22 protein-coding genes are annotated in these 26,424 nt (G+C 60.0%); 12 read left to right on the top strand and 10 right to left on the bottom strand.

The features are described 5' to 3' along the window. Window positions 1–20: 20 nt before the first annotated feature. From CXR43_RS15370 to CXR43_RS15350, 5 genes are all read right to left on the bottom strand, one after another. Entirely contained in the window at window positions 21–1,034 is a 1,014-nt protein-coding gene (locus tag CXR43_RS15370) for a TRAP transporter substrate-binding protein (RefSeq protein WP_103335476.1), read from the bottom strand. 23 nt (window positions 1,035–1,057) lie between these two features. After that, entirely contained in the window at window positions 1,058–2,335 is a 1,278-nt protein-coding gene (locus CXR43_RS15365; RefSeq protein ID WP_103335473.1) for a TRAP transporter large permease, read from the bottom strand. Further along, window positions 2,332–2,886 (bottom strand): TRAP transporter small permease, encoded by a 555-nt coding sequence (locus CXR43_RS15360; RefSeq protein WP_103335874.1) that lies wholly within the window; start codon window positions 2,884–2,886, stop codon window positions 2,332–2,334. The genes CXR43_RS15365 and CXR43_RS15360 overlap by 4 nt, the downstream gene beginning before the upstream one ends. Before the next feature lies 1 nt (window position 2,887). Beyond that, a complete protein-coding gene (locus CXR43_RS15355; RefSeq protein WP_103335470.1) occupies window positions 2,888–4,054 on the bottom strand; it encodes a fumarylacetoacetate hydrolase family protein in 1,167 nt (388 codons plus the stop codon). A 133-nt stretch (window positions 4,055–4,187) separates the two neighbouring features. Further along, the gene (locus CXR43_RS15350) at window positions 4,188–4,904 is read right to left on the bottom strand and encodes a FadR/GntR family transcriptional regulator (RefSeq protein ID WP_103335467.1); all 717 of its coding nucleotides are present in this window, start codon (window positions 4,902–4,904) and stop codon (window positions 4,188–4,190) included. A 151-nt stretch (window positions 4,905–5,055) separates the two neighbouring features. Between CXR43_RS15350 and denD the strand changes: the two genes are divergently transcribed. Together denD and CXR43_RS15340 are read left to right on the top strand one after the other, a co-directional pair. Then, window positions 5,056–6,036 carry a D-erythronate dehydrogenase gene (denD, locus tag CXR43_RS15345; protein ID WP_103335464.1) on the top strand — a complete coding sequence of 327 codons (981 nt, stop codon included), beginning with the start codon at window positions 5,056–5,058 and terminating at the stop codon, window positions 6,034–6,036. Between the two features lie 69 nt (window positions 6,037–6,105). Beyond that, window positions 6,106–7,884, top strand: coding sequence for an IlvD/Edd family dehydratase (locus CXR43_RS15340; RefSeq protein WP_103335462.1), 1,779 nt, complete (start codon window positions 6,106–6,108; stop codon window positions 7,882–7,884). A 6-nt stretch (window positions 7,885–7,890) separates the two neighbouring features. Here CXR43_RS15340 and CXR43_RS15335 read toward each other — a convergent pair whose 3' ends face one another. The 4 genes from CXR43_RS15335 to CXR43_RS15320 all read right to left on the bottom strand — a co-directional run bounded on the left by CXR43_RS15335 (window position 7,891) and on the right by CXR43_RS15320 (window position 13,896). Beyond that, window positions 7,891–10,086 (bottom strand): hybrid sensor histidine kinase/response regulator, encoded by a 2,196-nt coding sequence (locus tag CXR43_RS15335; protein ID WP_246831431.1) that lies wholly within the window; start codon window positions 10,084–10,086, stop codon window positions 7,891–7,893. Window positions 10,087–10,091: 5 nt separating this feature from the next. After that, window positions 10,092–10,625: a putative pterin-binding protein gene (locus CXR43_RS15330; protein ID WP_210402106.1), complete on the bottom strand. Its 534-nt coding sequence runs from the start codon at window positions 10,623–10,625 to the stop codon at window positions 10,092–10,094. A gap of 4 nt (window positions 10,626–10,629) precedes the next feature. Beyond that, the gene (locus tag CXR43_RS15325; protein WP_103335457.1) at window positions 10,630–12,903 is read right to left on the bottom strand and encodes a response regulator; all 2,274 of its coding nucleotides are present in this window, start codon (window positions 12,901–12,903) and stop codon (window positions 10,630–10,632) included. Between the two features lie 246 nt (window positions 12,904–13,149). Further along, window positions 13,150–13,896 carry a DeoR/GlpR family DNA-binding transcription regulator gene (locus CXR43_RS15320; RefSeq protein ID WP_246831416.1) on the bottom strand — a complete coding sequence of 249 codons (747 nt, stop codon included), beginning with the start codon at window positions 13,894–13,896 and terminating at the stop codon, window positions 13,150–13,152. 279 nt (window positions 13,897–14,175) lie between these two features. On the opposite strand from CXR43_RS15320, the gene CXR43_RS15315 reads away from it, so the two are divergent. The 8 genes from CXR43_RS15315 (at window position 14,176) to CXR43_RS15280 (ending at window position 23,561) form a co-directional block, all read left to right on the top strand. Next, window positions 14,176–14,961, top strand: a complete 786-nt coding sequence (locus CXR43_RS15315) for an inositol monophosphatase family protein (protein ID WP_103335451.1) — start codon at window positions 14,176–14,178, stop codon at window positions 14,959–14,961. 70 nt (window positions 14,962–15,031) lie between these two features. Beyond that, on the top strand, window positions 15,032–16,606 hold the full coding sequence (locus tag CXR43_RS15310; RefSeq protein ID WP_103335449.1) for an ABC transporter substrate-binding protein: 1,575 nt from the start codon (window positions 15,032–15,034) through the stop codon (window positions 16,604–16,606). 68 nt (window positions 16,607–16,674) lie between these two features. Then, window positions 16,675–17,655 carry an ABC transporter permease gene (locus CXR43_RS15305; RefSeq protein ID WP_103335446.1) on the top strand — a complete coding sequence of 327 codons (981 nt, stop codon included), beginning with the start codon at window positions 16,675–16,677 and terminating at the stop codon, window positions 17,653–17,655. Then, the gene (locus CXR43_RS15300) at window positions 17,619–18,566 is read left to right on the top strand and encodes an ABC transporter permease (protein ID WP_246831415.1); all 948 of its coding nucleotides are present in this window, start codon (window positions 17,619–17,621) and stop codon (window positions 18,564–18,566) included. Before CXR43_RS15305 ends, CXR43_RS15300 begins: the two co-directional genes overlap by 37 nt. A gap of 4 nt (window positions 18,567–18,570) precedes the next feature. Beyond that, complete coding sequence (locus CXR43_RS15295; protein ID WP_246831414.1) at window positions 18,571–20,412, top strand: ABC transporter ATP-binding protein; 1,842 nt, start codon at window positions 18,571–18,573, stop codon at window positions 20,410–20,412. Further along, complete coding sequence (locus CXR43_RS15290) at window positions 20,405–21,688, top strand: Zn-dependent hydrolase (protein ID WP_103335440.1); 1,284 nt, start codon at window positions 20,405–20,407, stop codon at window positions 21,686–21,688. Before CXR43_RS15295 ends, CXR43_RS15290 begins: the two co-directional genes overlap by 8 nt. Continuing rightward, complete coding sequence (locus CXR43_RS15285) at window positions 21,685–22,620, top strand: phosphotransferase (protein ID WP_103335438.1); 936 nt, start codon at window positions 21,685–21,687, stop codon at window positions 22,618–22,620. Before CXR43_RS15290 ends, CXR43_RS15285 begins: the two co-directional genes overlap by 4 nt. 2 nt (window positions 22,621–22,622) lie before the next feature. After that, window positions 22,623–23,561, top strand: a complete 939-nt coding sequence (locus CXR43_RS15280) for a choline/ethanolamine kinase family protein (protein ID WP_168219861.1) — start codon at window positions 22,623–22,625, stop codon at window positions 23,559–23,561. Here CXR43_RS15280 and CXR43_RS15275 read toward each other — a convergent pair. After that, window positions 23,558–24,043 (bottom strand): FGGY-family carbohydrate kinase, encoded by a 486-nt coding sequence (locus CXR43_RS15275; protein WP_103335433.1) that lies wholly within the window; start codon window positions 24,041–24,043, stop codon window positions 23,558–23,560. The genes CXR43_RS15280 and CXR43_RS15275 overlap by 4 nt on opposite strands. A 124-nt stretch (window positions 24,044–24,167) precedes the next feature. Between CXR43_RS15275 and CXR43_RS15270 the strand changes: the two genes are divergently transcribed. Together CXR43_RS15270 and CXR43_RS18245 are read left to right on the top strand one after the other, a co-directional pair. After that, on the top strand, window positions 24,168–25,991 hold the full coding sequence (locus CXR43_RS15270) for a hypothetical protein (protein ID WP_146036534.1): 1,824 nt from the start codon (window positions 24,168–24,170) through the stop codon (window positions 25,989–25,991). A gap of 101 nt (window positions 25,992–26,092) precedes the next feature. Beyond that, on the top strand, window positions 26,093–26,284 hold the full coding sequence (locus tag CXR43_RS18245; protein WP_354001018.1) for a potassium-transporting ATPase subunit KdpA: 192 nt from the start codon (window positions 26,093–26,095) through the stop codon (window positions 26,282–26,284). Window positions 26,285–26,424: the final 140 nt, after the last annotated feature.

Raw genomic sequence — 26,424 nt, 5'->3', positions numbered from 1 at the left:
CTATGTCACTCAGTTTGCCTTTACTGGGCTGCGCGCAATTCGCTCAGAATCTGCTGCACCTGATCGACGACATCCGCACCGATCGACTCCTTGTGCTTGTCATAGACGACCTGCGACTTGGCCAGCATCTCTGCCTGATCTTCCGGCGAGATCGTGTTGAACTTCAACCCGGCCGCTTCCATCTTGGCCAGCGACTCCAGGTTTAGTTCCTGAATGGCCGCGCGTTCGACATCGCGCCCGACAGTGGCGCAATCGCGCAGGGCCTGCTGTTCTTCGGGCGAATAGGTTTCGAAGATCGCCTTCGAGAACAGGAACAGGAACGGCGTATAGGCATGCCGGGTTTCGCTGATGTAGGACTGAACCTCATAGAACTTCGAGGTGTCGATGGTCACATAGGGGTTTTCCTGTGCATCAATCGCCTTGGTTTCCAACGCCGAGAACACTTCGCCAAAAGACATCGGCGTGGCATTCGCGCCAAAGTTCGAGAAGGTGTCGAGGAAGATGTTGTTCTGCATCACCCGCACCTTCATGCCCTCGAAATCTTCCCATGTCTCGATGGGCCGCTGCGAGTTTGACATGTTGCGGAAGCCATTTTCCCAATAGCCAAGGTTGACCAGACCGACCGCATCCAGTTTTTCATTTAGGCTTTCGCCAAACGGTCCGTCCATCACCGCATAAGCTTCTTCCGGGGTGCGGAACAGGAAGGGCAGGTCAAAGACACCCAGCGCCGGTTCCATCCCAACCAGCGGGGAAGACGAGGTCACCACCGCCTCTTGCAGCCCGCTGCGCACGGCCTGCGTGGCCTGCAGGTCCCCGCCCAGAGCACCGCCCCAGAAGCCCTGCATCTTCATCATGCCGCCGGTCTTTTCATCCAGGCACACCTGCATGGCCTGCATGCCAACGGCAACCGGATGGTCTTCGTTGATACCGTTCGAGACGCGGAACGTGCGTTCGGTGAACTGGGCAAAGGCCGGACTCGCCGCTGCGATAACCGTCGTCAGGAAAAGCGCCGTCTTCAGTGTGGAATGTTTCATAGTATCCTCCCTTGGATGTGTCGTCAGTAGAACCAACTTGCCGGAATGATCACGATGCTGGGGAATGCCACCAGCAACAGGATCACCAGAATCTGAGCAATCAGGAACGGCCAGACGCCGCGAATGACCTTGCCAAGCGGCACGCGTCCCACGCCACTGACCACGTTCAGCACCACCCCCACCGGCGGCGTCAAAAGGCCGATGCAGCAGTTCATGATGAACATGACCCCAAAGTAGACCGGGTCGATCCCGGCCTTCGCGACAATCGGCATCAGCACGGGGGTCAGGATCAGAATGGTCGGTGTCAGATCAAGGGCCGTGCCCACTACAAGGATCAGCAGCATGAGGACCAGCATCAAGAGCTTTGGACTCTCGATCAGCGGCTCGATGTAGCCGATGATTTCATTCGGGATATTGGCCGCAGTGATCAGCCAGGCCGAAACCAGCGCCGCGCAGACCAGAAACATGATGGCCGCTGTTGTGCGGCCAGCTGCGATCAGAACGCCGAGCAAATCGGAAACCTTGAGTTCGCGGTAGATGACCATGCCGACAAACAGCGCATAGAAGGCCGCAATGACGGCCGCCTCGGTCGGCGTGACCACGCCCATCTTGATGCCGCCCAGAATGATCACCGGCATGCCGAGCGCCCAAGCCGCCCGACCCGACGCGCGGCCGCGCTCTGCCCATCCGACCCGTGGCAGTGTTTCTACATTGTCGTTGCGGGCGACGATCAGCCAGGTCACCACAAGGGCAACCGCCATCAGCATTCCCGGCACGATCCCCGCCATGAACAGCTGCGAGATCGAGACATTGGCGGCAACGCCAAAGATGATGAAGGCCATCGACGGTGGGATCACGGGTGCGATGACGCCGCCCGCCGCGATGAGCCCCGCTGAACGCGGCACGTTATAGCCCGCCTTCGCCATCATCGGAATCAGGATTGCGGCCAGCGCCGCCGTATCCGCCGCAGCCGACCCAGAGATCGATGCCATGATGACTGCCGCAATGATCGCAACCAGACCAAGCCCGCCCCGGATATGGCCGACGCAGGTAATCGCAAATTCTATGATGCGCTTGGACAGACCACCCGCATTCATCAGCTCGCCCGCGAGGATGAAGAACGGAATCGCCAGCAGCGTGAAGGTATCGGCCCCGATCAGCATGTTCTGCGCGATGATCTGGGTGTTGAACATGCCCATGAACGACATCAGCATGACGCCGCAGAAAATCAGCGCGAAGGCCACCGGCACGCCCAGCGCCATCGACCCCAGCAGCGACACGATGAATACCAGAAGGGTCATTCCCCGCGATCTCCCGCCTTGACCTTGTCGTCGGTGCCGTAGAGATCTTCCATTTCACCGCCAAAGCCACGAATCTCTGATTCAGTGATGCGGCCTGTTACAAGCCTGAACAGGCGCTCCACTGTGATTGCGATGATCCCGGCACCGGTAAACAGACCGATGCCATAGACCCAAGCCATTGACAGGCCAGAGACCGGCGCGCTCATCGACGCATTGATCGGCAGTTGTTTCCAGGTGCCATGTGTCAGAACGATCGCACAGCCCAGGATCATCACATCCGACAGACCCATCAGCACCAGCCGCCCGCGCGTACCGAATTGTGCGACCACCGTCTCCATCCCCATGTGCTGGCGATGGTGATAGACCACAACGGCACCGATGAAGGTCAGCCAGACAAAGGCAAAGCGGGCCAGTTCATCCGACAACGGCAGACCCGAGTTCATGGTGTAGCGCATCACGACATTGACAAAGACCATCAATGCCATGGCTGAAAGCAATACGGCCAGCAGGATGTCCAGAAACCTGAAAAAGACCCGCGACATCCGTGTCATGTCAAAGCCTTTCGCCCAGGCCACGTGCCATCAGGTTCTGCATCAGGGCGCGGGTGCCAAAGGTCCATTCCGGGCAGCGGTCGCTGCGATCCACCCAGTTGATCAGCCGCCCCAGACGGGGAGAAGCGATCTCGACCCGGTCCCCGATTTCATGGGTAAAGCCTTGGCCGGCGCCACGGCGATCCTTCACCGGGGCAAACATTGTACCCAGAAACAACACTGCCCCGTCCGGATATTGATGCGAGCGGTTCAGAAGCTGGCCTGCCAGATCGACCGGGCTGCGGCTGATGGCCTGCATCGGGCTTTCGCCCGTCATCACAAAGCCGTCCTTCCCCTCGACCCGCAGTGACACCGTGGTCCGGTCCAGATCATCCTGCGTAAAGCCAGCGTCAAAAAGCCGGATAAACGGCCCGATGGCACAAGATGCGTTGTTGTCCTTGGCCTTGCCCAACAGCAGGGCCGACCGCCCCTCCACATCGCGCAGGTTCACGTCATTGCCAAGCGTGGCACCGACGATGGTGCCATCTGAACGGATGACGAGCACCACCTCTGGCTCGGGGTTGTTCCAGTCCGACATCGGGTGAATGCCAACCAGATCGCCGCAGCCCATCGATGACATCGGCTGCGCCTTGGTGAAGATCTCGGCATCGGGGCCGATACCCACCTCAAGATACTGCGACCACAGGCCCATCTCTTGCAGCAGCGCCTTGACCTGACCCGCCTTTTCGGACCCGGCCTGAACACCGCGCAGACTGTCGCCGATCACCGGGGCAAGCCGCGCCCGCACCTCTGAGGCACGCGCAGAGTCTCCGCGTGCCTGCTCTTCGATCACACGCTCCAGCATGCTGTCGGCAAAGGTCACGCCCGCGGCCTTGATGGCCTGCAGATCAATGGGGGCCAGCAGATGACCCGCGACCCCGTTCAAGAACCCGTCCAGCGGACCCAGATCGGCCAGCCCGTCAGAGGCCAAGGCAGCGTGCAGATCACTGCGCTCCAGCAAGCCAGACATGGTGGCGCAAACGCCGGTCAGGTCAAACACGCGCCCGTCGCGCAGCACAACCGGGCACGGCCCGCCGTGCTGAACCGACCAGACCCGACCCACAAGCGTCGCACGTGCGGCATCATCGGGCAACAGCTCGGAAGCCGCCAAAAGTTGATGTGACGTCAATTCACTCTCTCCCTTGCGTCGGCGCCTCCAGCACCTGACGATCTGACAATGTCAGACAACATGATGACTAAACCCTACTTGAGACTTCTCTGGCCTGTCTACCGAATCTTTTGCAGGCGACGATCCAAGCCCTTCAAAGGTAAAATTCAAGACGAAGCGCAATCCTCTCTGCCGAGCCAACCATATGCGACCGCATGGCGGCACGCGCCCGCACCGGATCGCGCGCGGCAATCGCATCCCGCAATTCGGTATGTTCGCGATTCACGATTGCGACGATTTTATCCAGGCGAATCCGCTCCCGCGACTCGACAATGGTCTGCAAAATCCGGTCCGAGACCGCCCCCAGAAACTGCACGAAATAATCGTTTCCCGTTGCCGTAGCGATGGCACGATGGAAATCCAAGTCTGCGATGATGCCGTCGCCTGCCCCGTCATCCGTGACGTTCATCCGTTGCAGCGCTTCATCCAGTTGTTGCAGATGCTCGGCACGATGATAGGTGGCGGCAAGCCCTGCCGCCTCGATTTCCAGCGGCACCCGCAGCTGGAACAGGTCACGGAACCCATGGGGGTCCATTTTGCGGCGATCATCCAGCCGGATATGGCGGGTCGGGCGGCCGATGACAAAAGCGCCGACGCCTTGGCGCGTTTCGATCATGCCTTCATTGCGCAGTTGGGCAATCGCCTCGCGAATGACAGTGCGGCTTACGCCAAAGTTCTTCGACATCTCGTTTTCGGTGGGCAGCCTGTCTCCGGGCTTCAGTTCCCCCTCCTGGATCTGTCGCACGAAGTGGGACGCAATGCGGGCAGGCAAATGCTCGGTGCGACTGATCTGGGTAAGCGGGCCAGTCATGCTCGTGCTCCTTCGCTTGCCAGTCGCAAATCTGCCCCAGTTTTTCTGCCGAACTTCCCAAGCTTTCTCTTGGCTTGATGTTTTCAGGTTATCAGACAATCATACGAACTCAAGAGGGCGATTTGCGCCTGTATCCTGTGGGGGAACGAAAATGCACATCCTGATCACCGGGGCTGCTGGCATGCTGGGCCGCAAGGTTGCCGCCCGGCTGGTGCGCGACGGTCTGGCAGGGCGCGAGGTTTCTGGGCTGACATTGGTCGATGTCATCGTGCCAGAACCACCTTCCGGCTTCCCCGGCCGTGTAGACTGCCTCGCCGTGGATCTCTCTGCAGACGGCATCGCACAGCGGCTTATCGACGGCAGGCCCGATGTGATCTTTCACCTGGCTGCCATCGTCTCGGGCGAGGCCGAGGCGGAGTTTGAGAAAGGCTACAGCATCAACCTCGACAGCACGCGCGATCTGTTCGAAGCCATCCGCCGCGCGCATCTGGCCGACGGCTACCGCCCGCGCCTGGTGTTTGCCTCTTCCATCGCGGTCATGGGCGCGCCCCTGCCTTATCCCATTCCGGACACTTTCCACACCACCCCGCTGACCAGCTACGGCACCCAAAAGGCGATTTGCGAACTGTTGCTGGCCGATTATTCCCGCCACGGGTTCTTTGACGGCATCGGCATCCGCCTGCCCACGATCTGCATTCGCCCCGGCACCCCGAACAAGGCAGCTTCGGGGTTCTTTTCGAACATCCTGCGCGAACCTCTGGTGGGCAAACCTGCCATTCTGCCAGTGCCTGACAGCATCCGGCACTGGCACACCTCGCCCCGCTCGGCCGTGGGGTTCATGATCCACGCCGCGACGATGGACCTGGGCGCGGTCGGCCCCCAGCGCAACCTGTCGATGCCTGGCCTCAGCGCCACGGTGGGGGAGCAGATCGAGGCCTTGCGTCGCGTCGCCGGGGAAAGTGCTGTCGCCCTGATCCGCCGCGAGCCTGATGCCACCATCACCCGCATGTGCGAAAGCTGGGCCCCAGGGTTCGAGGCCACCCGCGCCCGCGCCCTTGGCTTTACCGCCGAGGACAGTTTTGACCAGATCATCCGCGCCCATATTGAAGACGAGTTAGACGGTCAGAGGTAGCAGCGCGCGCGCGCCCGCATCTCACCCTCCCCCCATTGAACCGCCCGAGCAGAAGAACAAGGACATCCCATGACCGACCCGTCGCCCCGCCGTCTTCGCTCACAGGACTGGTTCGACAATCCCGATCATGCCGACATGACCGCGCTCTATCTGGAGCGGTTCATGAACTACGGCACCACACCCGAAGAACTGCGCTCCGGGCGGCCCATCATCGGCATCGCGCAATCGGGCAGCGACCTGAACCCGTGCAACCGCCACCATCTGGATCTGGCAAAACGCGTGCGGGACGGAATCCGGGATGCGGGCGGTATTGCCATCGAATTTCCCTCGCATCCGCTGTTTGAAAACTGCAAGCGCCCCACAGCCGCGCTGGACCGCAATCTTGCCTATCTGGGGCTGGTCGAACTGCTGTATGGCTATCCATTCGATGGCGTCGTGCTGACGACGGGCTGCGACAAGACCACGCCATCCGCAATCATGGCCGCCGCAACGGTGGATCTTCCGGCCATCGTGCTGTCGGGCGGCCCGATGCTGGACGGCTGGCATGAGGGGCGACTGGTTGGGTCGGGCACCGTGATCTGGCAGTCGCGCCGGAAATTCGCGGCGGGCGAGATCACCCGCGAAGAGTTTCTGCAAACCGCGCTCGATTCCGCACCCTCTATCGGGCATTGCAACACGATGGGGACGGCGTCCACCATGAACGCCATCGCAGAAGCGCTTGGCATGTCACTCACAGGCTGCGCGGCCATTCCGGCCGCGTATCGTGAACGGGGACAGATTGCCTATCGCACTGGGTTGCGAGCGGTGGAACTGGTGCGCGAGGATCTGCGCCCCTCACAGATCTTGACACGCGCCGCATTTCTGAACGCGATCCGGGTCAATTCAGCCATTGGCGGATCGACCAATGCCCAGCCGCATCTGATGGCCATGGCGCGGCATGCGGGGGCGGAGCTGCATCCCGAGGATTGGCAGACCCATGGGTATGACATACCCCTTCTGGCGAATGTCCAACCCGCCGGGGCCTATCTTGGGGAACGGTTCCACCGCGCAGGTGGCGTTCCCGCCGTGATGTGGGAACTGCTCCAGGCCGGCGTGTTGGATGGCACCTGCCCAACCGTGACCGGCCAGACCATGGCCGCCAATCTGACCGGACGCGAGGCAAACGATCGCGAGGTGATCCGGCCCTATCAGACGCCGATGATGACCCGGGCAGGTTTTCTGGTGCTGAGCGGCAACCTGTTCGACTTTGCGATCATGAAAACCAGTGTCATCTCGGACGAGTTCCGGGCGCGCTACCTGTCAGAGCCGGGGCGCGAAGGGGTGTTTGAGGGCACTGCCTTTGTCTTCGATGGCTCAGCAGACTATCACGCCCGCATCAATGATCCTGCGCTCGACATCGACGAACGCTCGATCCTGGTCATCCGTGGCGCAGGGCCGCTGGGATGGCCCGGATCTGCCGAAGTGGTCAACATGCAACCCCCTGACCGGTTGATCCAGCGTGGCATCACCAGCCTGCCGACCATTGGCGACGGCCGGCAATCAGGGACAGCCGACAGCCCCTCGATCCTGAATGCCTCGCCGGAAAGTGCGGCGGGCGGCGGGCTGGCCTGGCTGCGCACCGGTGACCGGATACGGATCGACCTGAACGCAGGGCGCTGTGACATGCTGGTTGACCCCGATGAGATTGAGGTTCGCAAGCAACAGGGCCTTCCCCCTGTTCCCGCCTCGGCCACGCCATGGCAGAACCTTTATCGCGCCACGGTGACCCAGCTCGTCGATGGGGCGACCATCGACGGAGCGGAGAAGTTTGTGAAAATCAGCGGCACCTTGCCAAGGCACAATCACTGACCCGGATCAGACCGTTTCGATCGGCGATGATCCGACCGCTGTCACGCGCCGCAGGCCAGCCTGCACGCGCGTGATTTCGCTTTGCGCCAGGGACATCAACGCATCAACGGCACCGGATGCCGCGTGGCCGGGCGGGCGCAGCGCTTCCGCCTGCTCGGCGGTCTGCACAAGGCCAAGGGTCAGCGCAGCGCCCTTGAGCGAATGCAGCGCTGCGTCCAGCGCGCTGTCGCTCTGAAGCTCAAGAGCGTGATGGAGGTCCGCCAGGGTCTGTGCCAAGGTGCACTCGAACTGGTCCAACAGCCCGATCACTCGCGACGCACCCAAAGACGCCAGCAGGTCGTCAAGCTGGGGATTGGAAGGGGCATGTGGGGTTTCAGGCGTAAACACCGTAGTCTGCGGTCGCAGCGCTGCGCCGGAAAGCGTGTCGCAAATTGCGGCAGACAGCGCGCCCAAGGTGACCGGCTTGGCCAGAAACCCATTCATACCGGCGTCTTCGCAGGCTTTCCGATCCTCCCGCGTTGCATTCGCCGTCACCCCGATGATCGGCAAGGCACAGCCCCCGGCCCGCAGACGTTTCACGGTGTCGGGGCCACTGATGCCGGGCATCTGCATGTCCATCAGAACAAGGTCAAAGCGCTCGGCTGCCAGCCGGTCCAGAGCGACAAATCCATCTTGGGCCATGCTGGGCCGATGGCCAAGTTGCACCAGCTGGTCGGCGATGACTGCGCGGTTTACCGGGTTGTCCTCGACGACCAGAATATCCAGCGCCCCCTGCGCAGGGTGCTCCGACAAAGCCGCGGCAGGCAGCAGATCCGTCAACGGTTCAACCGGAAACTCGAACCAGAAGGTGCTGCCGTTTCCCTGCGCACTGATCACCCCGATCTCACCTCCCATTCCCGTTGCGATGCGTTTGCAGATCGCCAGGCCCAGCCCTGTGCCACCGTAAGCGCGAGCATATGAGCCGTCGATCTGCTCAAAATCCTGAAAAAGGCGCGCCTGATCCTCAGGCCGGATACCGATCCCGGTATCAATCACCTCCACGCGCAGCCGGTCGGGGGCCCGCATCGCCGCCGTTGCGCGTACCTCTCCACTGGGTGTGAATTTCAGCGCATTGCCCACCAGGTTAACCAGCACTTGTCGCAAACGCCTCGGATCTGTGCGGATGCGACAGGGCTCAAAGGCGATGGTCAGGCGCAGAGATTTCGCAGCTGCGCGCTCTTCAAAGGTAGAGGCTATGGTGCGTGCAACATCAGACAGGTCAACCGGCACAAGCTGCAGATCCAGCCCGCGGCTTTCCAGCTTGGAATAATCCAGAATGTCGCTGATCACATCTTGCAGCAGCTGCCCCGCACTCTGGATCGTCTGCACCCTTTGGCATTGCGTGGTGTCCAGCCCATCCGACCCCAACAGTTCGGCTGAACCAATGATCGCGTTCAAAGGCGTTCGGATTTCATGGCTCATGGTGGCAAGAAAGATGGATTTCGTCGCATTGGCTGCCTTGGCACGGTTGGCCTGGCGCAGGCTCCGGCGTTGGAGCAGGGCCAGTCGGGCATGTGCCCGGCGCAAGAACCGCATGTGAACCAACAGCAGTGTTGCGATGCCGAAAAAGGCTACGACCAGAAAGGCAGCGCTCAAGCCAAGACCGTCATGGATGGCTTTGCGTGTCGCGCGCTCTGCGACACGTCCTTCGCTGACTGCCGCATTGGCGGCAAGCACAAGCTGACCCATTCCGTCACGCAGGGCTGCAATACGCGGTTCCAGGCGCTTGAGATCGAGAAGATAGTCACGGCTCGCCGGGGACAGCCGATCAAATTCAGGGGCAAGCGAAGTCACCTCAGCAGTGCGGGCGATGCTCAACTGACCCAAGGCGGTCTGGCCACTCAGATCAATGGCAAAGGCCCCACGCTCCAGCAGTTTCGCGCGACTGTACAAGACATCATATGCGACCATCAGGTCGTGATACCCGGCCGAGTTTCCCTGCATCACCCCCTCACGCAGGATGTGCAGCAGGGCAGCCGCGTGGCGGTCTGCCTGAAACACGGCCCACATCGCATCTTCCCGCACACGCGTTGTGATTTCGCGCTCTGCCGCCAGCAGGCGCAGAAAGAACACGACCCATACGGCCATGAAAAAGACCGCCGCGCCCGCCAGAAAGTTGAGCCAGAGGTAAACGCGCGCGCGGCCGGCAGCCGGAGGCAACACGCTGATCAAGGAAGAACCTCGATACGCCGGACTTGCCAGGCCGATCGTGCAAAATAAACTTCGTTCTGGAGCGCGGGCACCTCGTCAAAAGGGAAAACCACAAACAATGGTCCCTTGTCACGCAATGGCATGAGGTTGCCATTGTGGCGCGACGCCAGAATGACAGGATATTCCAGCAGGTCAGAGACCGGGATTTCGACCGCATAATCATTGATCGCCACAACCCGCAACGCGCTGCCCTGAACCCCAAGGCTCTTCACAAGCTCGGACAGAAGTGGCCCTGAAAAGGTCTGCGGACCATCAAACCAGGGCGTGCTGGTCACGGTTTCACGCTGCGGCAAGGCGTCGAGCATGGCCAGATCGAACTCGGCGATCACAGCGCCGTCTGGGGCGGACGTTTGACCGGTGACTTCCAGAATGACCGTATCCGCTGGTTGCGCCAGCGTCTGGGCAAAGACGCCTGAGGCCACCGCGCCAAACCAGAGCGTCAGCAAGACGGAGAATATACGAGAACTCGGCATGACTTTCACTTCTTTCACCAGATCAGTTGGGTTTGGGAGAGGGTCCCGACGCTGAGAGGGCCTTTTGCAACGCGGCGAGGGTAAAGGGTTTGGCAATGCAGCCATCAAACCCAGCGGCGAGATAGGCGGCCACCTGCTCGGGCCGGGCATTTGCAGAGACCGCCAAGGCTGGAATGGGGGCCAGACCGGCAGCGCGTTCCTGCGCGCGAACCTGGACGATCACCTCGATGCCGGTCAACCCGGGCATGTTGATGTCAAGCAGCAGCAGATCAAACCGGCCCGGTGCCCAGGCTTGCACCGCCGCCTGTCCGTTTTCGGCCAGTGTAACCCTTGCCCCCAGGCGCGACAGCATGATCTCAAGCAGCTTGCGGTTGGCGCGGTTGTCATCGGCCACAAGCACCGCTGTGTCGTGCAACGAAAAGGGTTGGGGTAGGACAGCAGATGCCCCGCGGGGCAAAGGCAGATCCAGGACAAAGACACTGCCTGCGCCGGGCTGACTGTCCACGAAAAGAGTGCCACCCATGGCCTCGGCCAGCTTGCGCGCAAGCGTCAACCCCAGACCGCGGCCCGAATGCACCCGGCCCATACTGGCGTCCAACTGCACAAAAGGGTCAAAAATGCGGTTCCAGTCCTCGGGTGCGATGCCGATGCCTGTATCGGCAATGCGCAGCAAGATGCTGCTCTCACTCCGCAGCACCAGGGTCACCGTCACACCGCCTTGCGGGGTGAAGCGCAGACCGTTGTCGATCAGATTGCGCAGGATCTGGCGCAACCGGTCCGGGTCGCCGCGCCGGTGGGGCGATGCGTCCCCCTCGATGGCAAGCCGCAGCCACAGCCCCTTGGCCCCCGCTGCCGGGCCGTGCCACTGGATCAGCCCCGCCAGAAGCTGCGCGAGGTCAAAATCGACAACCGACAGTGTCAGTTGCCCGCCTTCAAGCTGAGAATGGTCGAGCACATCATTCAGAACCCAAGTCAAGGCCTGAGCGGAACCCCGAATTGTTGCCAGATCAGCGTGCACAGTAGAACAGACATCACTGCCCTCCAGCAGCTCGGTCAGCCCGATGATGGCCGTCAGCGGTGTGCGCAATTCATGACTCATCATGGCGACAAAAGTGGCCTGAGTCCGCGCGGCCTGGCGCGCGGTATCACGCGCCTCGATCAGGTCACTGATATCGCTGGCAAAACCACGAACGCCGTCAAATGCCCCCTCAGCCGTGTAAAATGGGGTGGTGCTGGTTTGCAGCCAGCGGGAGGTGCCATCGGGGCGCTTGAGCCGCAAGCGCAGCCGATCCAGCGGCTGTCGTCGCGACAGCAAGCTGCGAAGATCACCGCCTTCTCCTTCGGGGTCAACGCAGATGCGATCTGCGAAAACATCGATTGACAGACCCTGGATCTGCTCGGGCGCGATATCCAACGCCTTCGCCATGGCGGGCGACACGTAGGAAAAGCACAACCAGCGGTCAAATTCAAAGAACCAGGCATCGCTGATCTGCGCAATATCGCTCAGACGCGCACCCAGCCTGTCCCGCGTGCGGGAAGCCTCCACCTCTGCGGTCACGTCGGTCTGCGTTGCAACGATGAATCGCGCGTTTTCGCCCGGCCCCGGGACAGGATGCAGGTCAATCTGGTTCCAGAACACGTCTCCGTTGCGGCGGCGGTTGCGCAGACGGAATGTGCCGCCCGCCCGTGCGGAGACCGCCTGGCGCAGTTGCAAACGTACCGGGTGATCAGGCACTTCCATGGCCAGAAGGCGGCAGTTGCGGCCCAGCACCTGGTCGCGCGTGAAGCCCGACAAGCGCTCGAAAGCCCCATTTGCATAGATCAGTGGAATATCGGGGAATGAAGCATCGCCGATCACGATACTGGCGGTCGAAGATTCAATCACCGCGTCCAACAGCTTTTCACGCGCCAGAACGTCAAGCTGCGCCTGACGCAGCGCCAGAAGATTGCCAACCCGAAGACGCAACTCTTCAATATTGACGGGCTTGGTCAGAAAATCGGTCGCCCCGGAACGAATGGCCTCCAGCCGCAAGGCGCTGTCAGAATCAGCCGTGACCATGATGATGGGCACATGTATGAACCGCGGATCGGCACGCAGCCTGCGCGTGGCATCAACCCCTGTCTGATCGGGCAGCTGGTAGTCAAGAATGATGGCATCGAACAATGTCTCGCGACAGGCGTCCAGCAAGGGGCCCACCGCGCAGAACTCGGTCACGACGGACCCGGCAAAGCCTTCCATCGCCGCGACCAGCACAGCACGGATCACGGAATTGTCTTCGACCACGGCGACTTTCACCGGCCCCTCCGATAGCGGTTGAGGGCAGATTAAGCGCAGCGGGCTTACGATCCGTTAATCGGTGCGCCCACAAAGATACGCGTCAGAGTGGGACTTTTCTCCGGATGGCCTTCTGCTGCCACCCCCAAAACTGTGCATCCGGACCGCGTGAATGCCATTGGTCGCACCACGCCTTCACTTGCAGGCTGGCGACGAAAGGTCCGATCCCATGTCATCAATCATGCAGCGGACCGACATGTGCCCCAGTCACTCCGCGCCTTGGAACGGTGCGACATGGACTTCCCCTCTTGGCAAAGACAACTGTGAATCGGTGTTTCCATCCGTGATCAGGTGATCAATCTCTTCGGGGCGACAGATCGCCACACGGCTCTCTTTGAATATTTTTTCAGCATGGCACAACATGACACAACGCTTTGAACAGACAATCATTTTTCGCGCCACCTCTGCCTCATGCAACGCGTAATTTGTGGCTCCGCGCGTCGAGTGATAGGCAACGGGCGAGATCACCGCGAAATCCGCGAGAAAGCGATCAACCTCTGAAAGCGTCAACTCCCCATAGGTCGCCGGTACCTCTGAATGCGGTTTGCCGCCCAGCAGCAAAACCTCCAGATTCGGATACGGTGCCACCATCTGCGCAATCTCGATGGAATTTGTGATAAGCCGCAGGTCCTGATGCTTTAAAATCTCTTGCGCGAACGCAAGTGTTGTGGTGCCGGCATCAACAAAGACGGTAGAGCCCGGCGGGATCAATCCGGCAGCAACCCTGCCAATGGCCATTTTGGCACCCGCATGCGTTTTCAGACGATCAGAGAAAGCGGGCTCCGGCAAAATCTTTCGATCTGACAGAACAGCGCCGCCATGAACGCGCTTCAGATTGCCCTGCCCTTCAAGGTCCAGAAAATCGCGCCGGATGGTCTCGCTTGAGACATGCAGTAAGGCCGCAAGCTCGTTGGTTGTCACCTTCCCGTCTCGGGACAGCCGATCCAGGATCATGGAATGCCGCTCGTGCGACCACATTCTTGCGCGCTCCGAAAAGTGTCATTCGCCACCGATAGCGACAGAAATCCACAAATTCCAGCCCGAATGTGGATTTGGGACCGTTTCGCCAGACAGCTAAGCTTGACAGCGGAATTTTCTGCCCAAATTTTGGGCTAAATATGGATACGCGTGTCTTTTGGAGATTTTTTTGTGGATTTGTGTGCGATCACGAGTCAGCTTTAACCAAGTCCATCGGTTGCGATGCACTCCTCAAATAGTCCACATGAGGTCCGTATGCTGGATTTGCACCTTGCCTTGGATTTCGCGAACCTCGCCGCAGACGGCGCAGGACAGATTGCACGCGATCACTTTCGAAAAGCCATCGAGGTTGAACACAAGAGCGATGACAGCCCCGTCACCATCGCTGACCGCAGTATCGAACGGTTTCTGCGCGACAAGATCGAAAATGCCTATCCCGATCATGGAATCCTCGGGGAAGAACATGGTGACCTTAACCTTGATCGCGAGTTTGTCTGGGTCGTCGACCCGATTGACGGAACAAAAAGTTTTGTGACAGGGCATCCGATGTTCGGCGGCCTCATGGCTTTGCTCAAGGACGGAGAGCCGCAGCTAGGCCAGATCGACATGCCCGCAATGGGAGAGCGTTGGTGCGGCATAAAGGGCATGCCGACGACGCTCAATGGCGTACCCGTCAAGACCAGCGGCTGCAGGGATCTGACAACTTGCTATGCCTATACCACGGACCCGATGTTGTTTTCCGGCAAAAACGAACCTGTTTTGACCAGGCTTCGGGAACGGGTCAGACTGCTGCGCTTTGGTGGCGATTGCTACAACTACGCGCTTTTGGCGTCTGGCCATTGCGACCTTGTTCTGGAAACCGGGCTTCAGCCTTATGACTATCTGCCCGTGGTTCAGGTGATCCGCGGCGCGGGTGGTGTGATCTCTGATTGGCAAGGGCAAGACCTTGGCATCGACTCTGGCGGGGACGTACTTGCCTCGGCCACCCCTGAATTGCACGCGCAGATGCTCAAAGAGCTTGAGCTCTTGCGTGTGACATAAGCGGCACAAAGACCGCGTCCCCATCATGAAAAAACCGCCCCATTGCGGGCCCCATCAGGAGAGTGAGACAATGGACCGAAGAAAATTCCTCCGCTACGGCATGACCGCAGGCGCGACCATGGCCGCGATGCGTCTGAATCCTGACTTCTTTTTCAGCTCTGCCTTCGCTCAGGAGGCGCGGCCCCTGACCATCCTTTCAGCGGAAAACATCACCGGAAACTGGGATCCGATGGCGCACACAACGCTGTCGCAATTCAACATTGAAGGTTTCATCATGGGGTTTTTGACCCGCTCGCCGATGATGCCCGACAACCCGGATGAGGTGGTCTACGAACTGGCCACATCGATCACGCAGCTGGACCCGTTCAAGCTGGAGATCAAGCTGCGCGAGGGCGTGACGTTTCATGATGGCGAACCCTTCTCGGCCAAAGACGTGAAGGCAACTTTCGAATACGGCGCCCAGCCCGAGCGGGCGCGGCAAGTCTATCCGGGCTTTGCCGACACGTTCGAAGTGACAACGCCCGACGATTTCACCGTGATCGTGGACACCACCAAAGGTGGATATGGCGCAGGGATGTTCGTCTTCCTTGCGTCCTACCTGCCAATCATGTCGGCCAAGGATATCGAAGCTGGACCGAACGGACCTCTGTCGCAACGGCTGAACGGCACCGGACCGTTCCGGTTCAAGGAACAGGCCGGGAATGACACGCTGATGACCGCCTTCGAGGGCTATTTCCGCGGCGCGCCAAAAGTGCCGGGCGTGAACTTCAGCTTCGTGGGCGATTCAACCACGCGGATGCTGTCCTTGCTGAACGGTCAGGCCGATGTCATCGAACGGCTGGAGCCGGAACAGGTGACGACACTGGAAAGCGAAGCCGGCATTGTGCTGAACCGCGCTGTTTCGGTCGAAAACAAGTATCTGTGGTTCCGTTGCTCGAAACCGCCCTTTGACAATCCACTTGTGCGCAAAGCCGTTTGCCACGCGATCGACCGCAGCGTGATCATGGAAGTCATGGGTACCGCAGGCGAGCCGTCGTCGAACTTTGTCTCGCCGATCAAGTTTGGCTACATCGATCTGGAAAACTATCCCGAATACAACCCCGAGGAATGCCAGCGCCTGCTGGCCGAAGCTGGCTATCCGGGGGGGGAAGGGCTGCCTGATCTGGAATACATCACCTCGACCGGCTTCTATCCCAAAACCAAGGAATACGGCGAGGTGATCACCGCCATGCTGCAGGAACAAGGCTTCCCCGTCACGCTGAACGTGATGGAAGTCGCCGCCTGGAACGAGCGGCTCTATGACCGCCCCGGCGGCGGGCCAGGCCATATGATCGACTGCGGCTGGACCAGTGCCTCGCCCGAACCCGATCTGGTCCTGCGCACGCATTTCCATTCGACATCGAAACGGATCTGCGGGATCGAAGACCCCGAAATCGACGCGGCGCTGGACGAAGAGCGCGATGCACCCTCGATCGAGGCACGTCGGACCAGCCTGCAAACCAACCTGATGCCGATGCTGGCCGACAAGGTTCCTGCCTACAGCCTGTTCACCTCTGTCTTGATGCACGGGGTTCGGGCCGACGTAAAAGACTTGTTCATCTATCCTGACGGCACGATGGATGCCGCCAGCGCAGTGCGCGGCTGATACGGATTGCCGGAACCCCTGCCAGCGGGGGTTCCGGTCCTTCTTCGACACGCTGACCGGAGAAACCCATGTTCATCGCCAGATTTCTTGCCAGACGATTGCTTCAGGGTGCGCTGATCGTATTCCTTGTGTCCGCCGTCATCTTCACCCTGCTCCGTGTGGTGCCGGGCGATCCCGTGCGCCTGATGGCAGGCGGGATGGCCCCAGAAGCATTGATCGAGCAGATTGCCGAAGAGATGGGGCTGCGCGATCCGATCTATCAGCAGTTTGGCCGCTATGTCTGGGGCATCGTGCAGGGCGATCTGGGACAAAGTTTTGTGCGGCCCGCCAGCGGCGCGGCTGTGGGCGGAGCCAGCTTTGACGACAACACCCGCAGCGAGCGCGCCGAAGTCTGGGATCTTATTGCCCAGACGGCCCCGATGACCGTGCAGCTTGCGCTGCTGTCGATGCTGTTTGCCTTGATCATCGCAGTGCCAATCGGTGTGTGGGGCGGGCTCAGGCCAGGGCGCTTTCCAGACAAGCTGGCGCTGTATCTGTCATCCATTTTCGTCAGCTTGCCGAACTTCTGGCTTGGCATCGTGCTGGCTTTGCTGCTGTCGGTAAAACTCAAGCTGCTACCAGCCATCGGCTATGGCGGCTTCGCCTATACAATTCTCCCTGCAATTGTTCTGGCTATTGAAATCGCGCCCTTCATCATCCGCACCCTGACGGTGTCTGTGGCCGGGGTGATGCGCGAAAACTTCATCGACATCGCAGCCGTGCGCGGCCTGACGCGCAACCAGATCATCTTTCGCCATGCCCTGCGCAACTCCTCGGTGCCCTTGCTGAACCTGCTTGGTGTGCAGTTTTCGATGCTGCTGGGCGGCGTCTTGGTGATCGAATTTATCTTTGACTATCCCGGTCTCGGGCTTCTGACGATCAACGCCGTGATGCAGCGAGACTTTCCCCTCATCCAAGGCATTGCCATCGTCACCGCCGCGGCCTTTGTCCTGATCAATATCGTCGTTGACCTTTGTGCAACGGCAATCGACCCAAGATTGGAATATTGATGAGCATCCAAGACATGACCTCTGATCTTCCGGTGCCCCGCAAGGACCGCAAGATTGCTGCCAGGATCTGGTCGGAAGCCTACGCCGCCATCGAGTTCAAGATCGGGCTGGCCGTCTTTTCGGCGCTCGTTCTTGCCGCCATTTTCTATCCGATGTTTTCCGGAATTGATCCGACAAAAATGGCAATCTCCTCCAAACTCCTGCCGCCCCTGTTTATGGGTGAAGGCTGGAGCTGGGCCCGCCCGCTTGGCACCGATCAGTTGGGCCGGGACATGCTTTCGCGCTCCCTTGTCGGGCTGCGCTACTCGCTGCTGATCGGAATTTCGACAACCATCCTGATGGTGGCCGTCGGTGCGATGGTAGGGCTGTTTTCTGGCTATTTCGGCGGGAAGGTCGACACAATCCTGATGCGCCTGACCGATGCGCAACTCGCTATCCCGATGATCATTCTGGCCATCACCATCCTGGGCGTTTCCCGGCCGACCATCCCGGCCATCATTCTGGTTCTGGGCCTGTCAGGCTGGCCCATCTACGCGCGGGTGATGCGATCCAGTGTCATGTCGGTGCGCAAGAAGGAATTCGTGCGCGGTGCCATGGTTCTGGGGGCCACCGACTGGCGGATCATGTTCACGTTGATCCTTCCGTTGGTCCTGCCACCAATCGCCTTTGTCGCGGTACTGGACATCGCGCGCATGATGATCTTTGAATCCGTCCTCGGGTTCCTGGGACTGGGCGTACAACCGCCCACCCCCACTTTTGGGAACATCATTGCAGACGGGCGCAAATATCTGCTCAACGCCTGGTGGATAGCCACAATGCCGGGAGTTTTCCTGGTCTTGACGCTGACATCCATCAATCTGATGGGGTCGTCCCTTGAGCGGGCCCGAAACAGCATTTACGGAGGCGCATGAGATGATGACAGACCCCTCATCCCCGGTCGCACCGCTGCTCTCCGTGCGCAACCTGACCGTGGTCGCGCAAAGCGAAGGCGTCAGCCGCACGATCCTGCACGACATCAGCTTTGATCTGAAACCCCGCCAGATCCTGTCGGTCATCGGAGAAAGCGGATCGGGCAAAACGGTGCTGGCCCGAGCACTGGTAGGCTGGATGGCACCCCAGTTGAAAATCACGACGGGCGAAATCCTGTTCAAAGGGCGCGACCTGATCCGCGACAAGTCCTTTGCCAGCGGCCTCGCCGGACGCGAGATCGCCTATATCGGCGGCAACCCCGCGGGGGCCTTGGACCCCACGATGACGGTGGGGGCGCAACTGGTTGAAAAGCTGCGCGCCGTGCGGCCCGAGATTTCGGGAAAAGACGCACAGGCCAAGGCCATCCGCTTGCTCGAAGCCGTCAAGATTCCATCGGCCGCCAGCCGTTTTCACGAATACCCGTTCCAATATTCGGGTGGGATGATGCAACGGGCAATGATCGTCGACGCCCTGATTTCAGACCCCGCTTTGCTGATTGCCGACAATATCACCCAACCTCTGGATGTAACGGTTGCCGCCCAGATCCTGAAACTGATGCGCGAGCTGAACGAAGAGTTCTCGACCGCGATCCTGTTCATCTGCTCTTCGCTGCCCGTGGCCTGCGATGCGGGGAATGAGGTGATGGTGCTTCACGCCGGCGAGGTTGTGGAACGCCAAGCCTCCTCTGATCTGGTTGCCGAGCCGCAACATGGCTACACGCGCGCCCTGATCACTGAATTGCCAACGCTTTGGGCCAACGGAAAAGACGGGCGCGACGACCGGCAGGACCGCAACCGGCAAGCGATCATGTCGGTGCGTGGGGTGGCCAAATTCTATGAAACACGCGGCAAGGCAGGCAAGGCCGTGGTGCAGGCCGTGCGCAATGTGGAATTTGACGTCTTTCCCGGCGACAATTTTGGAATCGTGGGGGAGTCGGGCTGCGGCAAATCTTCCCTCATGCGTCTGTTGACCGGGCTGGAGCGACCAGACGCCGGGTCGATCATCTTTGAAGGCGAAGATGTAGGCACTGCAAGCCCCGCGCGGCTGCGGCAGTTGCGCAGACGGTTTCAACTTGTGCTGCAAGATCCGTTCGGATCGCTGCCGCCCCAGTCTTCCATTGGTGACATCGTCGAAGAACCCCTGAAAATTCACGGCATCGGCACCAAAAAGGAACGTCAGGACCGCGCGCGCGCCGCCTTGAACGAAGTCGGGTTAGGCGACAGGTTTTATGACCTCCTGCCAACCGGTCTCTCGGCCGGACAGCGCCAAAGGCTTCAGGTGGCGCGCGCCATGGTGTTGGAGCCGCGCCTGCTGATCATGGACGAGACTCTCTCGGCGCTGGATCAGACCGAGCAGGGCAAGCTCTTGGACCTGTTCAGTCGCCTTCAGGCGCAGCACGGGTTCACTTATATCTTCATCTCGCATGACCTGACGATGGTGCGTCAGGTCTGTTCCCGCATTGCCGTGATGTATCTGGGCGAAACGGTCGAGGTCGCCCCCAACGAGCGGATGTTCTTTGATCCGGGGCACCCTTACACCCGCGCGCTTCTGTCCGCGGCCCCAACCCTCGAAGAGCGGCGGTATCGTCCCGAAGACTGCCTCCTGGAAGGCGAGCCACCCTCGCCCATTGACCTGCCACCGGGCTGCGCCTTTGCCGGTCGCTGCCCGCATGCCTTTGACCGTTGCTACCGCGAAAACCCCGCCCTTGTCAGCCGGGGCGACCAGGCGCTGGCCGCCTGTTTTCTTTTGAACGCCACGTCCACAGCGAAAGCCACTGCCGATGCCTGATACCACCAAACTCGCGCGAATAGATGCGCCTATGTTCGATACGCTGATGGAGAAAGTGTCGGAGTTTGGCAGCACCGGCGATGGCGGCGTAGACCGTCCGGCGTTGACAGATGCTCATAAAGCTGCGCGCGACTGGCTCTGCGCCGAGTTCGAACGGCGCGGCTACACCGTTCTGATCGATTCCATTGGCAACCTGTTCGGGCGGCTGGATATTGCGCAGGACGGCGCGCCGCTGGTCATGGTCGGATCGCATCTGGACAGCCAGCCCAAGGGCGGGCGCTTTGACGGGGCATACGGTGTGATCGCCGGACTGGTGGCCATCGAAAGCTGGCGCGCCCACTGCACCCTGAACGGCATCACGCCGCGCTGCAACTATGTCGTCGCGGATTGGATGAACGAAGAAGGCGCGCGGTTTCAACCCTCTCTGCTCGGATCATCGGTCTTTACGGGTGCCCTCACCCGCGATTTCGCCCTTTCGCGCAAAGACCGTGATGGCGCGTCGGTGGAGGCCGAATTGACCCGGACCGGATACATGGGCCCAGAGGAAGGGCCGCGCCCCGATTGCTATATCGAGGTCCACATCGAAGGCGACAGCCACATGGAACGCAGCGGCGCAAAGATTGCGCCCTTTGTACGGCATTGGGGCGCGGTCAAACTGCGCATCGAGGTGGAGGGAAAACAAAACCACACCGGACCGACCCCGATGGAGGACCGCCAGGATGCGCTTCTGGGGGCCGCCTATATCATTGCAAAGGTGCGCGAGCTTGCCGATCAAGCCCAGGACACCCTTTATACCTCTGTCGCCCGTGTTGATGTCACGCCAAATTCGCCAAATGTCGTGCCGGGCAAGGCCGTGCTTTTTGCAGAACTGCGCGCCCCCGAGCCAGACACTCTGACAGCGGCAGAGGCCGAGTTGCGCAAGGCCCTGCCCGAGCTTGCGCGCCGGGCCTCAGTCACTGCCGAAGTGGTCGGCGTTGACATCCGCCCCGCCGGAAAGTTCGATGCGCGATTGGTGGCCTTGGCTGAACAGGCTGCCGATCAGTTTTCCCTGCCGCGCATGCGACTCGATACCATCGCAGGCCATGATGCCGTTGCGCTGAATGCAATCCTGCCCAGCCTTGTGTTTGCTGTACCGTCGGTCAATGGCGTGATCCACCGATGCGACGAGTATACTTCTGCAGATGACCTGAGGGCAGGGGCCGAGGTGGTTCTGGACATGATCCGCCGGATCGATCTGGCAGGCGGGTGCCTTGACACGGCAGCGGGGGCAAAATGACCGGACTTGTTACAGATGCCATGATGGCAGAGGCTGTCACTGCTGCGGGGTATTCAATGGCCGATGTCGTCTCTGACGGCCCTTCGGCGCTCGCTTCCCCCAGCTACAAGGCCCTTGAAAGCCGCTCCGTCCTGACCGCCGACGCATTTGTAAAACGGATGCACCCCGAAATGCAGGGGACCTACAACCTTGAGGCGGCATTTCAGGCCGCAAGAGATGCGGGTGCGGCAGGGGTTGGTCCGAAGGTGCTCTGGTCAGATACGGGCTTAGGCGCAATCTCTATGGACCGCCTTGGAGAAGACTGGATTACGGCGCGGCAAAACGACCTGCAAGAAGACTCGGTGATGACATCCGCCGTCCTGGCGCTGAAGACGCTGCACGCAGGCCCTGTCATTGACCACAGATTTGATCCCTTTGCCGAAATCGATCACCTGATCGCGGCCTACAAAGCCGATGGGGTGGCGCTGCCCGACACTATCGCTTGGCTGCGCAGCCTTGTCTGGATGGCCAAAGGACTCTCCGATGGTGTGCCGCTGAAACCCTGCCGCAATGACGGATCTTGTTCCAATCTGATGATCGGACCCGGCGCACAGGTGATGCTGGTGGACTTTGATCGTGCTGGCATGAATGATCCACTTTACGATCTGGGCTGCCTGCTTGCCGAACGGACCGATCACGAAAGCCAGATGCGGCCGGCGTTCGAGGCCTATGTCGGCCACTTCGATCCGGTTGCATTTGCCCGCGCCCGACTGTGGTCGCATGTGGATGACATGCTGCATGCGCTTTGGTCAGGCTTGATGGCCCATAAGTCCGAACGTAAATCCGTGGAATGGATCAAATACGGCGAATGGCGGTTGCTGCGACTGACGATGGCCTTGCAGCACCCCTTGTTTGAAGAACGGGTTCGCCTGACAGCAAAGGGGGCAGCGTGACCATGAAACCCTTGGGCAATGCGCAAAACGCCATGGAAGAAACCATCGAAGCTGCGATCCGCGAAGCCCCGTTGTTCAAGGGCGGTCAGACCATGGTTTACGGCGCTGTATCTGGCGGCATTTCAAACGAAAACTGGCGTGTGCGCGATACGGCAGGTCCGGGCGACTGGTTCGTCAAGGTTCCGGGCGCAGGCACCGAAATGTTCATAGACCGCGAAACCGCGCTGGATGCTTCACGCAAGGCTGCGAAGGCCGGTCTGGGGCCAAAGGTTCACGATGACCTTGCGGCACGCGGGATCGAGATCAACGATTTTCTCCAAGACAGACGCCCGTCCAACCACAGCGATTTCCGCGATCTGCAGATGTGCAAGGCCGCGATGAGCGCCTACCGCGTCATGCACGGCTTGCCATCCCTGTCCCTGACAAAGACGATTTTTGACATGATCGATGAACACCTGGATCAGATCAGAGATCTTGGGGCACCGATGTATCAGGATGCAGACTGGCTGCGCCTCAACACCCGTTTGGCGCGCGATGCCATGCACGCCTCTGGCCTTGATCTGGTGACCTCATTCAACGATCCGATGCCCGGAAATTTCATGATCGGCAAGGACGGGTCCATCATGCTCATCGACTATGAATATGCGTCGATGAACGACCGCTGTTATGATCTTGGGATCTGGTTCGGAGAGATGTTCTTCAAGCCAGAGCGCGAACTGGAACTGATCGAAGAGTACTTTGGCAGTGTAAGACCTGAGATTGTGTCACGCATCACGGTGCACAAGGCGCTGGCCGACGTGAAATGGTGCTTGTGGTCGATGGTTCAGCTGAAAGTCTCGCGGCTGGACTTCGACTTTCACAAATATGGAATGTGGAAAAAGATGCGCGCCCGTTCGCTGTTTGAACATCCGGACTGGCCCTTGCATCTGGCGCGGCTTTAGCGCGGGAAAACAGCATGGTTTCCCGAATTTCGGGAGGCATTGGACCGGATCCACACCATGTGCACCTCGACCCCCATCACAGTGGCAGAGACCTGATTAAGCACCCGGTTCTTCTGCGGAATGCCGCCGGCGTTGATCACACGCCGGAACGTCAGCCCCCCTTCGCTCATCCGTTCGATGATCAGCCGGAGATGCATCGCCATGCCCTCGATGGCGGCACGCAATTCATCGGCTGCGGTATGGGCCAGATCCCAGCCCAGCCTCACCCCGCCGAGGTCCGGGCGAACCAGCACGGTGCGGTCGCCATTGTCCCACACCATCCGCAACAGCCCGGTAGAGCCCGGCCCGTGATCCGCGATCTTGCCGCTGAGCATCGCCAGATCAGAGCCAGCGCGGCGTGCGATGGCCTCAAGGATGTTGCCAGTGGCGGACTGGCCCGCCTTGATCCCCATAGGCGTGGACTGGCGACCCACCAGTTCCATGTTGCATTTTTAGCACGGCAAAACACAACAAATAGGGATTTCGCACAACAAATTGTCGGCATTTCAACTAATTGTTAACCAAACGTTAACCTTAAACAAGAAAGCCCACGATAGGATTCGATCGATGAGGAAGATTACTTTTGCAATAAGCGCTACGGCGACCATCGTAGCCGGGGGCGCTTATGCTGACAATGGCGTGCTGGAAAATGGCTTTGTAAAAGCTGGCGTGAATGAAATCACCGGCACCTTTGGAAGTGGCAACGGCACGCGGCCCGGGCTGCAGTTTGACGCGACCGGCGGCGGATCATTCCCGGCAGATGGTGAGCAAGGCGACTACCTGACCCCAGGCAGCCCTTTCGACGGATTCAGCGTAAAAGTCGATGGCGTAAATACGGCCAATAACAATGCCGGGAATTCTGCTGACATCGCAGGCGGATGGACCGACGGCTTGGCCCCAACGGCAAGCTTGGCAGACTGGACTGGAACCTGGACGGTTGGCGGCGGCACCTGGAGCCTGCGAAACACCTACAGCCTTCCTTCGGAAAGTGAGTTTGTTGACATCACCACGCGGATCACCGCAGGGAGCGCCGCAGCAGACGTCTGGTTTGGTCGCTTCATCGACCCCGATGCGATGCCGCAACCCGGCGATTCCAGCAGCACAGACAACGTTCTTGGCTATGGCGCTGTGCCAGACAACCATGTCGTGTTTTCCGAAGCCATCGTTTCGCGCTACGCATTGGGAATGTACTCCACTGACGCCAATGTCGATGCCGGCATCAGTGGGTGGACGACCGAAGCAGATGGTTACACAGGCTCTCCTTACACAAACGAAAGCGGCGAGTCGGTAAATTACGGGCGGGGTGACGACACGATTGGTCTGAGCTGGCACTGGACGGCCGTGAATGCTGGGGACATCCTGACAGCGCGCTATGCCTATATCTTTGGCCCGAGCGCCTTTGCCGCTGCGACATCTGCCGTCGAAGGCGGCGCTGGCGGCGGGGAAGACATCTTGACCGGCGAATTGGTGGATGTCGGCAGCGCAACAGACAGTGCGTCGGGGCCAACAGTGGTTGGGGAGACCTTCAGCAGCACTCTGCGCCATGAGTCTTCTGTCGTTGATGGGGTGCAGACACTCGCACGCGAAGAAACGACAGAGGCACGCTATGTTTATAGTGACGGCAGCATCGGCGAAGCACGGCTCTCGAGTGTGACGCTTGAACCTTTCAGCGCTCGCATGGATCAGGGGCAACGCATTGCCAGCGCTCTTGATCTCTATGGCCTGGGGTTCATCCAAGGCGTACAGGCAGGGCACCTGAGCAGCAATATCGGATTTGGGGAGACGGCGAATACGAACTTGCTGCGCTTCGGTTTTTCCGAGCTCACCCAGGAAGGTGTGCATGTTTTTGGTGGCTTTAACCTCCTTTCGACCAACGCAACCAGTGGCGAAATGAAGACACGGCACTTCGGGGTAGGGTTGAAAAAGGACTTCGAGGGCTTCTCCCTGTCGAGCAGTGCAAATTTTGCCTATAAGGATGTGTCTTACGGCCGCACCATCGGTGAGTTTTCCAACACCGGCGCGTTTGACGCCAGCGATCGTTGGGTCGTCGTGAAGGCCGCCGTCAACTCTGGCACCTTCCGGCCACATGTTGCCCTTGTGACGGGCAGACGCGCAACTGATGCTTGGACAGAGGGAGGCGACATCGCCAGCGCTCTCACCTATGAGGCGGATGACGAGTTCTACCGTTACGCTGTGATCGGCGGGTCAGTCCAAATCGCGGATTTTGCCGAAATGTCGATCGAACGGTCTACGAATGGTGTTGTCCGCGGAAGCTTGGATATCTCCTACAACATCGGTCCAAATTACAGCCTCGAGGCCGAGGTCAGCCGGACCATTTCGTCGACATCAAACACGACTGCCTTGACGGCCGGAATGAACATACGCTTCTGATCTGACAGACACCTTGAAAAGTTCTGACTGGAGCCGCCCTACCGGGCGGCTCCAGACATTTTAAAGCTTTAGATTGTTCCCTCTTGCCTGCTGCCCTTTCTGTGCCTGCGCGGCGCGGGCCACAGAACGCACGACGTTCAGCGAGAAACACGCCATCCATTGCCAGATCCTCGCCGCCCCTGCGGGCCCCTGACCTGGCCTTCCACACGGCTGTCAGCTTTGTAACCAAGACCAACTGGCAGGCGTATTCGGGCGAAACACACCCGAGACAGAGCCGCTGCACAGCGTCCTGATGAACGTGATCTCGGAGGGGATGGAGGTTTTTCTTAAGATTTGCGGCCCATGGTCCGGCTGGAGGCAATATGGGGCGAGTCGGAGAATGGAGAGCGGGATTGGGTCTGGCGCGGGCAGGGTACATCTTGTGGATCACGCG

It is taken from the genome of Pseudotabrizicola formosa, from assembly GCF_002900965.1.
Lineage (GTDB): Bacteria > Pseudomonadota > Alphaproteobacteria > Rhodobacterales > Rhodobacteraceae > Pseudotabrizicola > Pseudotabrizicola formosa.
This window is presented reverse-complemented; position numbering and strand designations above follow the sequence as displayed.